This window comes from Parapedobacter luteus (assembly GCF_900168055.1).
GTDB classification, from domain to species: domain Bacteria; phylum Bacteroidota; class Bacteroidia; order Sphingobacteriales; family Sphingobacteriaceae; genus Parapedobacter; species Parapedobacter luteus.
The window spans coordinates 1-13,964 of record NZ_FUYS01000021.1 but is presented as its reverse complement, the minus strand read 5'-3'; the positions used below and the strand labels follow the sequence as shown (position 1 = coordinate 13,964).

Here is a 13,964-nt window from a genome sequence, read left to right as displayed (position 1 = left end):
TGTAAGCTTCCCTGAAAAAAAGACTGTTAGAGAATAGAAAAATGATTGATAACTTTAACGGTGTATTATGAAAGGGAAACGATTCAAACCGGAGCAGATCAGCAGGATCCTTAAGGAGTTCGAGGCAGGAAAAAGCGTTCAGGAACTCACGCGAGAACATGGTGTTAGTGCCGCCTCATTTTACAAATGGCGGCAGCGATACGGCGGGCTTGACGGCAGCGAGCTGAAACGTGTGAAAGAACTTGAGGAAGAAAACCGTAAGCTTAAGCGTATGTATGCAGAGCTTGCCCTGGATTTAGAGGCGGCCAGGGAAGTGATTGCAAAAAAGCTTTGAAGCCCTGCCAGAAAAAACAGATTGCCCAGGAATTGATGGAGTCAGGGAAAGGCATCAGCAGGGCGTGCCGGGTGTTGGGATTGAGCAAGACGTGTTACTATTATAACAGTATACGTGACGATAGCGATGTGGAATCAGCCCTACGTCAGAAAGCGGAGGATTTCCCGCGTGAAGGTTTCTGGAAAGCGTTCAGGAGATTACGCCGGGAGGGCCATTGCTGGAACCACAAGCGCGTCCACCGGGTATACAGGCTCATTGGACTGAACATCAGGAGGAAAGCAAAGCGGCGGTTGCCGCAAAGGATAAAGCAGCCGCTTGTTAAACCCATATCGCCCAACGACACCTGGTCTATGGACTTTATGAGCGACGCACTAAGCAATGGCCGACGGTTCCGTTCTTTCAACGTAATGGATGATTTCAACAGGGAAGCGCTGCATATCGAAGTGGACTATTCCCTGCGCAGTTCCCGGGTCGTCTGGGTATTGAACCACCTGATCAAACGCAGGGGTAAGCCGGGGAAAATCAGGATGGACAACGGCCCGGAGTTCATATCCCAGCTTTTAACGGAATGGAGTATGGTCAACGGCATTGAGTTTATCTACATTCAGCCCGGCAAGCCCACGCAGAACGGTTTTGTGGAAAGATTGAACGGGACCTACCGCGATAATGTGCTGGACTGTTACCTGTTTGACACCCTGGATGAAGTGAGGGAAATTACCTGGCAATGGATGGATGACTACAACAATCACAGACCGCACGACAGCCTGGGTAATATGTCGCCAACGGAATATGCTACTCTTTCGGCTTTTGAAGGCGATAAACAGGCGTGTTAGGGCAGTTAGGTTTAGGTTAATTTGATGAGAATTTTGTAAAATTACGCAGTCTTAATTGGGGGAAGCCGACAAGTTTATCTCATTTACAATGTTATTTCTTGTTTTGTCGGCAAATGAGTCAAAATAATTTCCTGTGTAAAGTTTCATTGTTTCGGTGTCGTTTTAAAAATAGCCTATAACTAGTAAATACACGCAATTCTCCCTGTTTAGTCTTATTTTGTATAGGTTGTTAATCAGTGTGTTGGGTTATTTTCTATATTGCGAGTTTATATTGTTTAACACGTTACGGTTATCAAAAATGCGCAATGCGTGTTTTGAATAACCATAATTGCCCAATAATCCAGAATGCGCATGTCCAAACCAATATTTATCTGTTGTCACTTTTTAACCAAAAAATCCACTTACTTCAGGCCCAGGCTGCACTATTGGTTTCGTTAAAATTAAAAACTAATATAATAAAATCCAAACTTTAAATAGGGGAGTGGCTACGCGCCTGCTATTTCCCTAAATCAATAATGCCGATGGCTCATTAGCCAATTTTTAAAATAGTCGTATTGCATGCAACCAAACGCCAATCCAAAGGTTGTGATTTTTTAATGATGTTACATTACGGTTTACCGTAATGGCTTGGAAGCCGTCGTATGGCGCTAATTGGGCGGAAATGGTCGGATGAGTTTTGAGGTTAGCGAGGTAATTCTTATCTTCGTCCTAGGTTTAGGTTGATAGCCCCTAATCCCATTGGGGCGGATTCCCGTTATCTTACGAGGTAACGGGTTTCTTTTTTTATCACTTCCGGCACAGGATCGACGTCGCGTACACGCCTGTCAGTACTAAGCATCTCACACCACTGGTCCAGCAATACCACCTTTTTATACTGATCCTTTTTATTCGCAGTAAGCCAATGTGTTACCCCGCCAAAGACCGCCCTTCACTTGCTAATACAAACAGATATAACGAATATTGCAAACTAAAATAATTAGTAATACAGCGATAAGAATGGGGCGTCACGTGGTACATTGCGATCTGGATACGTTCTTCGTATCAGTGGAGCGGCTGCTGAACAGCAGCTTGGTGGGCAGGCCGGTGTTGATAGGGGGCGGCAGCGATAGGGGGGTAGTGGCTTCGTGCAGTTACGAGGCCCGGCGGTTCGGCATCCACAGCGCCATGCCCATGCGGCTGGCCCTGCGGCTGTGCCCCGAGGCGGTGGTGGTGCGGGGCGACCACGACCTGTACAGCCAGTACTCGGGCATCGTCACCGAAATCATCGAGGAGGTCACCCCGGTGGTCGAGAAGGACAGCATCGACGAGCACTACCTCGATATCACCGGCATGGACCGCTACTTCGGCTGCTGGAAATGGACACAGGAATTGCGGCAACGCATCATCAAAGAAACCGGGCTGCCCATCTCGTTCGGCCTGTCGGTCAACAAAACGGTGAGCAAGATTGCCACCGGCGAGGCCAAGCCCTGCGGCGAAAGGGAAGTGCAGGGCGGTGCCGAGCGGCCCTTCCTCGCCCCGCTGTCCATCCGCAAAATACCCATGGTGGGCGAAAAGTCCTATACGCTACTGCGCAACATGGGCATCCACCGCATCGGCACGGTGCAGCAAATGGAAGCGTCCACCATGCGGCGTGTGCTCGGCGAAAACGGCGTCACCATCTGGCGCAAGGCCAACGGGCTGGACGATGCACCCGTGGTGCCCTTCCGCGAGCAGAAGTCCATGAGCAAAGAGACCACCTTCCAGCAGGACACCATCGACGTGGATATGCTGCGGCGGGTGCTCGCCGGCATGGTCGATGCCCTCGCGTTCGAGCTGCGGTGCGAAAAGAAGCTCACCGGCTGCGTCACCCTCAAGATACGGTATAGCAATTTCGACACCCACACCCAGCAGCTGCGCATCCCGTACACCAATTCCGACCGCACGCTTACCGCCAGGGTGGGCGAGCTGTTCAAAAAGCTTTACAGCCGCCGCATGCTCATCCGGCTCATCGGGGTCAGGTTCTCGCACCTCATCCACGGTGCCTACCAGGTAGACCTGTTCAACGATACGCTCGAAGAGGTGAGCCTCATGCAGGCGATGGACCGCATCCGGCTGCGCTATGGCACGGAGGCCATCGTCAAGGGCATCTGCCTTCCCGACGGGATGCCGGCCAAACCGACGAAAGGAGGGCGCCGTGCTGCTCAACGTCCATAGTTACTATTCGCTCCGGTACGGCACGCTCTCGCTGGATGACCTCATCCACGGCATGATGCACCACGGATACGACACCGCCGTGCTCACCGACATCAACACCACCACCGGGTCGCTGGATTTCCTGAGAAAGGCCCGCGCCGCCGGACTGTCCGCCTTGGCGGGGATGGAATTCCGCAACGGCGACGCGCTGCTGTACATCGGCATAGCGCGCAGCAACGACGGCTTCCGTGCGCTCAACGAATTCCGTACACGTCACAACCGCGATGGAAGGCCGCTGCCCACGCGGCCTCCCGAACTCGGCGATACCTTCGTCGTGTACCCCTACGGGGCGGTGCCACCCGCAGACCTCCGCGATAACGAATACATCGGCATCCGCACGCAGGAGCGCAACCGCATCCGCATGGAGCCCGCCGCCCACCTGGAGCGGTATGTCATCCTCGCACCCGTCACCTTCGCCCCGCAGGATTACAAGCTGCACCGGCAGCTGCGCGCCATCGACCACAACCTGCTCTATTCGCAGCTGGAGCCGCAGATGGTCGCCCCGGAAGACGAGGTGTTCATTCCCCGTACGCAGCTCATGGCGCTGTACCGCGATTTTCCGCAGCTCATCCGCAATACCAACCGGCTGCTGGGGCAGTGCAGCTTCGAGTTCGACTTCCGTACGATGAAAAACAAGCAGACCTTCACCGGCAACCGCTACAACGACCGGCAGCTGCTCATCAAGTACACCAACGACGGCCTGGCCCGCCGGTACGGAAAAAACGACAGGGAAGCCCATGCACGCGTAGCGCGCGAGCTGGAAATCATCGAGCAGCTCAATTTTTTCAGCTACTTCCTCATCACGGATGATATCTGCCGGTACGCCCGCGGCCGCGATTTCCACTACGTAGGGCGGGGCAGCGGCGCCAATAGCGCTGTGGCCTATTGCCTAGGCATCACCGATGTCGATCCCATCGCGCTGCACCTGCCCTTCGAGCGCTTCCTCAACCCCAAGCGGCAGTCGCCTCCCGATTTCGATATCGACTTCAGCTGGAACGAGCGCGACGAGATGTACGACTACATCTTCAACCGCTACCAGTCGGGCCACACCGCCCTGATGGGTGCCATGGGCACGTTCCGCAGCCGCAGCATCCTGCGCGAGCTGGGCAAGGTGTACGGCCTGCCCAAGGGCGATATCGATAGGCTTGTCAACGAGCCCGAACACCTGCTCAACAAGAACGAGGTCACCAACACCATCCTGTCGGTATACAACCGCATGGCCGACTTCCCCAACCAGCGCACCATCCACGCCAGCGGCGTGCTCATTTCCGAGCTGCCGCTCACCCACTATTCGGCCTTGGACTACCCGCCCAAGGGGCTGCCCACCATGCAGTTCGACATGTACGTGGCCGAAGATATCGGTTTCGAGAAGTTCGACATCCTCAGCCAGCGGGGCATCGGCCACATCAAGGACTGCCGCGAGATCGTGCAGCAGAACCGCGGCGAGACCATCAGCACCGACAACCCCAAACGGTTCTTCACCGACCCGCGGATCGCCGCCCAGCTGCGCAGCGCCAACACCATCGGCTGCTTCTACATCGAGAGCCCCGCCATGCGGCAGCTGCTCACCAAGCTGCGGTGCGACGATTACCTCACGCTGGTGGCCGCCTCGTCCATCATCCGGCCCGGCGTGGCCAGCAGCGGCATGATGGCTGAGTACATCCGCCGCCACCACGACCCCGCCACGGTCACCTACCCGCACCCCGTGTTCCGGGAGCAGCTGGCGGAAACCTATGGCGTGATGGTGTACCAGGAAGACGTGATGAAAATCGCCAACGCCTACGGCGGGCTCGATATGGCCGATGCTGACGTCTTAAGGCGCATGATGAGCGGCAAGTACCGCAGCCGCGACCACCTTGTTGAGATCGAGGATAAGTTTTTCAGCAACTGCCGGGCGCGCGGCTACGACGAGCAGGTCAGCCGCGAAATCTGGCGGCAGATGGAAAGCTTCGCCGGCTACAGCTTCAACAAGGCCCACTCGGCCAGCTTCGCCGTGGAGAGTTACCAGAGTCTTTACCTCAAAACCTATTTCCCCAAGGAGTTCATGGTGGCCGTGCTCAACAACTACGGCGGCTTCTACAACCGCAAGGTGTACGTCAACGAGGCCAAAAGGGCAGGGGCGAAGGTTCACCTGCCCTGCGTAAACAGCAGCGGCTACCAGGCCACCATCTGCGGCAGCGACATCCACCTCGGCTTCGACTGCCTCCTCAATCTGGAGGAACGGCTGGCCCGCACCATCCCCGAAGAGCGGCAGCGGAATGGCGACTACACCGGCCTGGAGAATTTCACCCGGCGCACCGGCGCCATGCTGGAGCAGCTCGTCATCCTCATCCGTACGGGTGCGCTGCGTTTCACCGGTACGGGCAAGAAAGAGCTGCTGTGGGAAGCCCACCTGCTGCTGTCGTCCGATAAGCGCGCGGCCCGGGCGGCCGGCCCGGCATTGTTCGAGTCGTTCAGCACCAAGCCCGTCCTGCCCCCGCTGGAGACCTCACCGGTGGAGGACCTCTACGACGAGATGGAGCTCATCGGCTTTGCCGTATCGGGCAGCCTGTTTGACCTGGCCCGGAGCGACTACCGCGGCGACGTCATGGCGGCCGATCTCCTGCAGCACGAGGGCAAAACGGTGCGCATGGTGGGCGATTTCGTGGCCGAGAAGACCGTCAAGACCAAGCGCGGCGACTTCATGAAGTTCGGCACTTTCTTCGATGCCGAAGGGGCGTTCTTCGATACGGTGCACTTCCCGCAGACGCTGCAGCGCTATGCCCTGCGCGGCGCGGGGCTGTACCTCATCGAGGGCCGGGTCGTCGTTGAGTTCGGCTGCCCCTCGCTGGAAGTGACTCGCTGCGGCAGGATGCCGCTGAAGAATGATCCACGGAGTGAATGATGCTTTGTTCTGTTTCGCCAATCAGCTCTGCTGGCTTCCATTTGATTGGTTCTGCTAATTCGATGTCCTCTATTTTGTATAGCTCAATATCCCTGATCGTTGAAAATGTCATCCGCACGTGAAGGCGTGTATTGGAGAAATAGTAATATCCGGCCACTGGCGTTGCTTTGCTTTTAGCTAAGTCTCTTAACTCCTCGGAGTTTTGCGTTATTTCAAGCTTTTAATCTCTTTATAATCTGGTCGAAAAGGTTCCGCTAATTGCTTTTTCAATTGCCCTTCTAAATCCAAAAAGTTTTCTGTTCGGATTGGTCTTCAAAAATGTCTGGGCGTTCTGTTTCATTAAATCTTGTTAAAAATTCAAACAGAACCAAAGCTTCGTCTTTTGTGATAGTCAGGTTTACGCCTCTGCCCAAGTTTACAATCAACTTAATTTCTTTACAATGGATTCTTATTAACTGTCCATTTTCAAAAAAGTATAGAATGTCATCACCATCATTTGGCTTTGGTTGTGGAACAATGCTGTCATTTATTTCTCTTGCGGTCGATGGGAAAAATGTGATTTCTCCTAAACGACCGTCGTCTTCATAAGTACTTTTTTCATCTTGGTCAATTGTGTTGTCCTAAAGTGGCATATAACGTTTTGAAAATTGTGCAGAAAGCATTGCTTGATTGGGAAATAGACTTTTTCCTTTTCTTTATATTTCATCCTTAACTCATTATTCCTTTCCCCCGATCTTATATCCCACCATCTCCCTGTCCGGCAGTAACGGCGGCCGTTTGATTTTATCGTTCAATTCATCAAGGTACTGAAATACTAGTTCGATGTTTTTATTTTGGTTATCCAGTGAGCGTTTTATTTTTTCTATTTCCAAGCGTAGCTCCGTATTGTCGGTAAGCATTTGCCTGATACGGGTAAAAACACGCATGATTTGAATGTTGACAGCTACCGCCCTTTCGCTATTCAGAATACTGGACAGCATAGCCACTCCCTGCTCGGTAAAGGCAAAGGGGGTGGCAGGACTGAATTTGACTCCTTCAGGTAGGTTATCACAAATTGTGATAAGCTCCTGCCATTCATCCTTGGTAAGCTGAAACATAAAATCATCCGGGAACCTGTTTTGTTTCCTTTTCACTGCTTGTTTGAGTATGCGATTTTCCACTTCGTACAATGCAGCAAGATGAAAATCCAACATCACTTTCTGTCCTCTGATGTTGAAAATTTGATTCATTACAGATTCAGTAGCTATCACTATCTCGTCGTTATCTAGTTCGGTTTTTGTCATAAGTTGGTCGTTTAGCCTTGAGGTCACAAATTGTGACCTCAAGATGGATAGTCTACTTGAGGTAAGTATAGGTGTTTAGTTTTTGACGTCCAATAATATAGATAAAAAATGCTAAAAATTTTACTTTTTTGATTTTAAGTGATAATAATTTCGAGAAGCTCGACCAGCTCAGCGATATACCAATGAAGTGCCAATACTATCGATCTTGGTTAATTTTAACTCTCTAGTCCCTGCGTCATCACGATGCCGGCGCTGCGCGAAATCGTGACTAACATGGTGGTTCATCGTGATTACATGAATAGCGGTGATTCATCGGTAAAAATCTTTGACAATTGTATCGAGTTTTTCAACCCCGGCCATTTGCCGGATACAATTTCCATCGAGCAATTATTTGGAAAGCAAGTTGAATGCTTTGTGAAGCACGGAGCTGCCTATTTATAATAGCGAGTGAAGATAATCCGCTGTGTTTTTCAAACCGTTTTTTCTAAGGTTTTCCAATACCCGGTATTCATCCATAGCCGGATTTCTCCTATTTACCACCATGCGCCTGAAGGCTTCCACTGCTCGATCGTGGTTTAAATCTACGATATCAGCAAGGAAATCATCAGCAGACCTTGCCGTTAAGCCGAATGACGCCAGATAGTCCTTTGGAAAGTCTTTTAGGTTGTTGGTTACGATAATATTGGCATTTACTTTAATGGCTGCCGCTAATACATGGCGATCTTTTTCGTCCGGCAGATCAATGGTGCTTATCAACGATTCATAGTTGGTTACAAGTGCGTCAGGAAACGCCTGGTTGGCAATGTTAGATCTTCTTTTTGCTTCCTGTTCACTTATTCCTTTCCTCGCCATTACCTCTTCCCATTCGTCGAAAATATGCTTGCTCCATTTGGGCGTAAACAATTCAAAGTGCGCAAACCAAAACAAGAGATCCCTGATTTCTATTGGGTAAATCACATTGGTATCAAGCACGCATGTAAACCGCACACTATGCACCATAGAGGCCGAGTTCTTCGTCAGACTTCATCATTTCCGTCAGCAAATCTTCCCTTTTCTTTTGCGATTCCCTCTTGTATCCCATCACGTCTTCAAACCGCACCCTTCTGTGCCTACCTATCATTGTGAAGGGTATTTGGCCCTCTTCGAGCAATTTGACCAGGTGGGGCCGGGAACATCCCAGCAATTCGGCTGCCGCCTGTGTGGTCATTTCTGTAGCAATGGGTACCAAGGAGACAGATTTTCCCTGGCTGGTGGCTTTGAGAATCTCGGCCAGCAATTTAAGTGCTTTCAATGGTACCTTTATCTTTTCGGCAGTTTCTTCGATTTCGATTTCAGGATTTTCCGTACGGAGCCTTTCCAAAGTAGCAGCAAGCGTACCGTAAGATTGCATTGCTGCCAGTTGTTCTGCTTTGTTAGGTCTTTCGATATCTGCTAAGTATTCCATGTCTTCATTTTTATTGTATGCAAATATAAACGAAATATTCGAAACAAACAAAATAAAAGAAATACAAGTGTTTTCAGTTTCGATCATAGCTGATTCAGGGAAGTCTAGGAATAACGAAGTTATGTTTCTCCAGAAATAACTTTAGCGAGACATTTTAATTGATTAGAACGAGGTAATTTTAGGGTGGTAAGTGTGCTCTGCAGTTAACGCCATCTGATGGTTAACGAAAAAATTTAGTTATATAGGAGATTACAATTATACCTTGGTGGCTATTTTGGAAAAAAGACCATTCTGTTGTTATTTTGTGTTATGGATAACACTAACAAGCAATCGTCATTTTGGGAATTTTTGCCGCTTAGAGGCTTAGGGCCGATAGAGTTTTTAGATGATAGATCAGTAATACAGACTTATCAGAGCGAACTCGGTTTGGTCACAGCGGAAAGAAGCGAGAGTTTGGAGGAGCAAAAACAAAATCTACTCGAGACATTTAAGCTTTTAAGAGAATTTCTTAGTGAGGAGGATATAAAAAATACGATGGAAGGACTGGATACTTTCGGGGATAGTCGGGAAAATGTTTCTAGAGTGTTTATGGATTCTGGAATATCGCTGGAATATGAGGAGAATCAATTGCTGGAAATTTTCGCCGATGACAGAGCGAGTTAATGGTGTTGACTTGGCAGAGTACCATCCCTTAAACCTGATTTAAGCTGAAAGAGTGATGTAGGTGTTATGGATGGTAACGAGTACGGTTTGGTAACATCCTGAAATTGCTTACATATAATAGCCACTACTTGATCTGACAGTCAGGGGTTCAAAAAACTGTCAGATTAAGTCGTGACTAATTCAATCAAATTTAGTGAGATAATTCTTATCTTCGTCCTAGGTTTAGGTTGATAGCCCCTAATCCCATTGGGGCGGATTCCCGTTATCTTTCAGGTAACGGGTTTCTTTTTATCACGTTATTGTTTTTTTAACATATCTTAACAATCCCGCTGTAACAAAGCGGGGCCGGGGTGCGTTATATAGTCAGTTAGTAAGATTTGTCTTTTCATAATTTAGGTTTATAATTGGTTAGTTAGCAAGCCCCGATTCTCCCCGTTTCGGGGCTTTGCTTTTAAGGGCTTACCTTATTTGCATTAGTATAAGGTTGGCTAAGATGCGAAGCGAGCAACGTTACAAGTATTGTTTGTTTACTCATATCAATTATAGGCCTTTCATCCGTATAGTGAGGCAACTTAAAAATATACTTAGATAACAAATTATGGCCTGGTGCTCTAATATTCGAGAAATCGTGCGCATCAATCACTTTTACAAAAGTCCTCGGATAACTTCCTTATAACGGCTAAGTAATGGATATTCGTGTTAGATTTGCATAAAAAATGCAAATAACTATTTTATTTCCTATTTTTATTTTTATTTTCTACCTTTGTATGTATAAAGATGAAGACATGTTAATATCATTTGCAGTTACGAATTTCAGGTCAATAAAAGAACGGATGGCGCTGGATATGGTTAAGACAGGCTTGAAAGGATTGGATTCCAATTTTTTTGGAGCTCCCACGAATAAGCGGTTGCTCAAGTCTGCAGTTATATATGGTCCAAATGCTTCGGGAAAAAGTGGTTTTCTATATGCGTTTAGGGCGTTAGATTATCTTGTTAATCGGTCCTCCGGATTTAAGCCGGAAGAAGGTTTAGCTCCGTATGAGCCGCACCGGTTGGATAAGTCATGTATAGATGCTCCGATTACGCTGGAGATATCCTTTGCATCCGAAGATATCCGATACGATTATACAGTATCATACAACAAGAAAAGAATCGAACTGGAAGAGCTTTACTATTATCCCCACAGTTCCCGGACACTTCTCTTTACCCGGAAAGCCGAACAAGAAACCAAATTTGGGGATTACTACAGGGGGCCGAAAAAGGTGCTCGATCGACTACTGGGCCCAAATCAGTTGCTCCTTTCAAAGGCAGCGGAAAACAATGTGGAGATGCTGCTGCCAGCATACCAATTTTTCGCTAATGAACTAACCGTCTATCCCTTCATGGCCGATAGGCACGAAAGCAGCGTTGCCAGGCTTTATGCCAGGCGATTAGCCGAAGATGGGCAATCCACTTTTTCCAAACGGTTCAATGCGTTAATTTGTGCATTGGATACCGGTATACAACAGGTTACGGCAGAGGAAGTGGATTGGAGTAAGTATGAGTTTCCGGGGAGTATTTCCGAAGAGGTCAAAAAGCAAATACAGGATGAATACAAATATGATATAAAAACGCGACATCCGGTCTTTCATGATGGTAAAGAAGTGGGTTTTGAAAAGTTTGATGTCGAAATTGAGTCCACCGGAACTAGGAGCCTTTTCGTTATAGGAGGTATTGTATTAGACGCGTTAGAGGAGGGTAAGTTGCTTATCGTAGATGAATTCGAAAAGAACCTACACCCTGTAATCACCGAGTATCTAATCAAATTATTTCATAACGACATCACCAATCCAAAAAACGCCCAATTAGTTTTCGCAACGCATGACGTGACGCAACTTTCAAATGATAATTTCCGTAGGGACCAGATATGGTTCACACAGAAAGACGAATATGGTGCTACTGAGTTGTTCCGTGCTTCCGATATCGGGGGTATAAGGCTCAACACGCCGCTAGATAAATGGTACGTATCTGGCCGTTTTGGCGCTACGCCGGTCATCGACGATTCGGATTTCTTAATCGCTATGCAGGAGGGCGATAGTGAGGAAGGTTAACAAACGCATATTGATACTCTGCGAAGGCGTAACCGAGAGCCTATACGCCAAGGCACTCCGGGCGGAGCTGCCCAAACCGTTGCAGCGATCAGTTGCGATTGAAATCGATTTTAGTAATAAGAATGATCCGTGGCACTTGGCTAACGAAGCCGTCAAGCGTGCAAGAAAAGCTAAAAAGGAGCGAAATCCCTACGATGCGGTTTGGTTGTTTTTTGATCATGACAACAGTCCGCATTTACAGCGGGTTTTTGAGTTGGTGAAAAAAGAGCAATATCATATCGCTTTCACGGCCATTTGTTTTGAGCATTGGCTCATTCTGCATTATGAGAATTGTGGGCGGGCGTTTCAAAATGCCGATGAGGCGATTAAATACCTCCGGAAGTTTTGGCCGGAATACCACAAGACCAAGTCCAAAGCTTTTGAAGAATTGCGTGACAAATTGAAAGTAGCTATTAAGCGGGCAGATGTGTTGGTGAAAAATCAGGAAGCCGGAACGCCGGTGTATATGCAGAATCCGCATTTTACGATTCCGGCATTGGTGCGGTATTTTGATGGTCTAAAGGCAGAACACGGTGGTTAATGTTAATAATTAGAAATATAAACAAATCTGTAAGTTGTTAATAGCGAACTTATTAAATGATGGTTTGTGAATGTGTTTTGATGGATGTGAATAATTCTACACCTGTGGATAACAATTGCTACCTCAGTGGGACTAAATGTCAGATATTTGTACTAATTAATTTAGAACGTAAGTAAATCGATATGATGCAGAGACAATAAAGAGACAGGAGGTGATACAAAAAGTAAGAGCTAAGTGCTGGACACACTTAGCCCTCTGAAATTTGAATCATCCGTACCCGGAAGGGCAGGACAAAGTGTTTTCAAGAATTTAAACGCGAAGTAAAGACTTTTGTTTCGCAAAACCAAAAAATAGTACGGGAAACCGTAACAGCACTTTTCCTTTCTGGCGTACCTTGGGGTTGAACACGTGTCCCAAGTCCTCTATGACAATCACGTCTTTTCTTGGTGGTTAGTAAAGCTCTTAGCAAGCTTGGGGTAAACTTATTTGATTCATCTTCAGGATCGGGTGGTTTGATCAAGACCTCAAGCCGGTCTACCGGGCTGACACGCTGGGTCAGGCGGAACTTTATATGGACGATCTGGAGGCAAAGTGGGGTGGTAAATATGAAAAGGTAATCGAATCCTGGCTTCGCAATTGGGACAGGCTGACGGCGTATTTCCGGTATGACGCGCCCATTCGCAGATTGATTTACACGACCAATACCATCGAGGGGTTTCACCGTCAGGTGCGCAAGGTAACCAAGACAAAAGGTGCATTCACCTCGGATATGGCCCTGTTGAAGCTGGTTTACCTGGCCCATCGGAACATCAAAAAGAAATGGACGATGCCGTTGGCAAATTGGGCGCAAAAATTGGCCATTTGGTTTCCCGGGAGAATGGTTAGATTTGCCTTGAGCAACAGGGGTTGAGCAGCGGCCCCGCGGGGCCGCTGCTCAACCCCTGACACGAACTATGTTTTACACTCCCTTATACCCCATCAAGATGAACGATTCCTACTACTCATTTCCCAATATAATGCAGTCGATTGTATTGGTTGTACTCATTTTTGTCTGCCATTTTGTTGCTAAGCTGGTGTTTTCATTCATTGAGGACCACACACTGGTGAGTTTGCTGTCAGAAGTTTTCAAGCTTTGCCTTTTGTTGTTCTTTTTAAGGTACATGACAAAATGGGATAATATTGACGCAACCCAATTTAAAATGGCATCCCCCAATATGCTGATCCTTGCATGTGGAGTTTTGTGTGCGTTGTGTATAGCTTTTTTCCCTTCACCTAGGGTGTTGGATATAACGTCGATGCTGACCCCCGTAACGGGCATACTGACCCCCTCCGATAGGTCCTGGGTTGAGTGTTTCCCAATGACCTGACAATTTTACTTCTTTTTTCTCATACTTTCACCTTTCAATTCAATCCTGTGCGATGAGTGAACCACACGGTCCAGCACAGCGTCGGCAATGGTGTCGTCACCGAACACGTCGTACCAGTTTGCCACGGGCAGCTGTGATGCGATGATGGTTGAAGCTTTGGCGTGTCGGTCCTCCATGATCTCCATCAAGTCCAGCCGTTGCTGCTGGTCCAGATGGACCAGCCCGAAGTCATCCAGGATGAGCAAATCGGTTTT

10 protein-coding genes and 1 pseudogene are annotated in these 13,964 nt (G+C 48.4%); 7 read left to right on the top strand and 4 right to left on the bottom strand.

Annotation, left to right across the window (positions count from 1 at the left end; genetic code table 11):
- Positions 1–67 precede the first annotated feature (67 nt).
- The 3 genes from B5X72_RS20315 to B5X72_RS20305 all read left to right on the top strand — a co-directional run bounded on the left by B5X72_RS20315 (position 68) and on the right by B5X72_RS20305 (position 6,283).
- Positions 68–1,167 (top strand): IS3 family transposase gene (locus B5X72_RS20315; RefSeq protein WP_139378560.1). Its coding sequence is split into 2 segments (ribosomal slippage): positions 68–320 and positions 320–1,167, totalling 1,101 coding nucleotides; the frame shifts between segments, so codons are not numbered across the junction.
- 996 nt (positions 1,168–2,163) lie between these two features.
- Positions 2,164–3,360 (top strand): DNA polymerase IV, encoded by a 1,197-nt coding sequence (dinB, locus tag B5X72_RS20310; protein WP_079718771.1) that lies wholly within the window; start codon positions 2,164–2,166, stop codon positions 3,358–3,360.
- Positions 3,341–6,283 carry a DNA polymerase III subunit alpha gene (locus B5X72_RS20305; protein WP_200120390.1) on the top strand — a complete coding sequence of 981 codons (2,943 nt, stop codon included), beginning with the start codon at positions 3,341–3,343 and terminating at the stop codon, positions 6,281–6,283. The genes dinB and B5X72_RS20305 overlap by 20 nt, the downstream gene beginning before the upstream one ends.
- A 716-nt stretch (positions 6,284–6,999) precedes the next feature.
- On the opposite strand, the gene B5X72_RS20300 is transcribed toward B5X72_RS20305, so the two are convergent.
- The 3 genes from B5X72_RS20300 to B5X72_RS20285 all read right to left on the bottom strand — a co-directional run bounded on the left by B5X72_RS20300 (position 7,000) and on the right by B5X72_RS20285 (position 9,010).
- Positions 7,000–7,566 carry an ORF6N domain-containing protein gene (locus B5X72_RS20300; RefSeq protein ID WP_079718770.1) on the bottom strand — a complete coding sequence of 189 codons (567 nt, stop codon included), beginning with the start codon at positions 7,564–7,566 and terminating at the stop codon, positions 7,000–7,002.
- Between the two features lie 435 nt (positions 7,567–8,001).
- Positions 8,002–8,565 carry a PIN domain-containing protein gene (locus B5X72_RS20290; RefSeq protein WP_079718768.1) on the bottom strand — a complete coding sequence of 188 codons (564 nt, stop codon included), beginning with the start codon at positions 8,563–8,565 and terminating at the stop codon, positions 8,002–8,004.
- Complete coding sequence (locus B5X72_RS20285; protein ID WP_079718773.1) at positions 8,555–9,010, bottom strand: helix-turn-helix domain-containing protein; 456 nt, start codon at positions 9,008–9,010, stop codon at positions 8,555–8,557. Before B5X72_RS20285 ends, B5X72_RS20290 begins: the two co-directional genes overlap by 11 nt.
- Before the next feature lie 309 nt (positions 9,011–9,319).
- Here B5X72_RS20285 and B5X72_RS20280 point away from each other — a divergent pair, with 309 nt between their 5' ends.
- The 4 genes and pseudogenes from B5X72_RS20280 to B5X72_RS20265 form a co-directional block, all read left to right on the top strand.
- A complete protein-coding gene (locus tag B5X72_RS20280) occupies positions 9,320–9,673 on the top strand; it encodes a hypothetical protein (RefSeq protein ID WP_079718767.1) in 354 nt (117 codons plus the stop codon).
- 785 nt (positions 9,674–10,458) lie between these two features.
- On the top strand, positions 10,459–11,763 hold the full coding sequence (locus B5X72_RS20275) for an AAA family ATPase (RefSeq protein ID WP_176146285.1): 1,305 nt from the start codon (positions 10,459–10,461) through the stop codon (positions 11,761–11,763).
- A gap of 10 nt (positions 11,764–11,773) precedes the next feature.
- On the top strand, positions 11,774–12,343 hold the full coding sequence (locus B5X72_RS20270; protein ID WP_176146284.1) for an RloB family protein: 570 nt from the start codon (positions 11,774–11,776) through the stop codon (positions 12,341–12,343).
- Positions 12,344–12,854: 511 nt separating this feature from the next.
- A pseudogene (locus B5X72_RS20265) lies at positions 12,855–13,253 on the top strand (transposase); the annotation flags it as partial.
- A 462-nt stretch (positions 13,254–13,715) separates the two neighbouring features.
- Here B5X72_RS20265 and B5X72_RS20255 read toward each other — a convergent pair.
- A partial coding sequence (locus tag B5X72_RS20255; protein WP_176146283.1) for an ATP-binding protein occupies positions 13,716–13,964 on the bottom strand: 249 nt, incomplete at its 5' end.

Bases quoted from the DNA above. Each gene is read 5' to 3' on its own strand.
- dinB (WP_079718771.1), top strand. From the start codon at position 2,164: ATGGGGCGTCACGTGGTACATTGCGATCTGGATACGTTCTTCGTATCA.
- B5X72_RS20285 (WP_079718773.1), bottom strand. From the start codon at position 9,010: ATGGAATACTTAGCAGATATCGAAAGACCTAACAAAGCAGAACAACTG.
- B5X72_RS20275 (WP_176146285.1), top strand. From the start codon at position 10,459: ATGTTAATATCATTTGCAGTTACGAATTTCAGGTCAATAAAAGAACGG.
- B5X72_RS20300 (WP_079718770.1), bottom strand. From the start codon at position 7,566: ATGACAAAAACCGAACTAGATAACGACGAGATAGTGATAGCTACTGAA.
- B5X72_RS20290 (WP_079718768.1), bottom strand. From the start codon at position 8,565: ATGGTGCATAGTGTGCGGTTTACATGCGTGCTTGATACCAATGTGATT.
- B5X72_RS20280 (WP_079718767.1), top strand. From the start codon at position 9,320: ATGGATAACACTAACAAGCAATCGTCATTTTGGGAATTTTTGCCGCTT.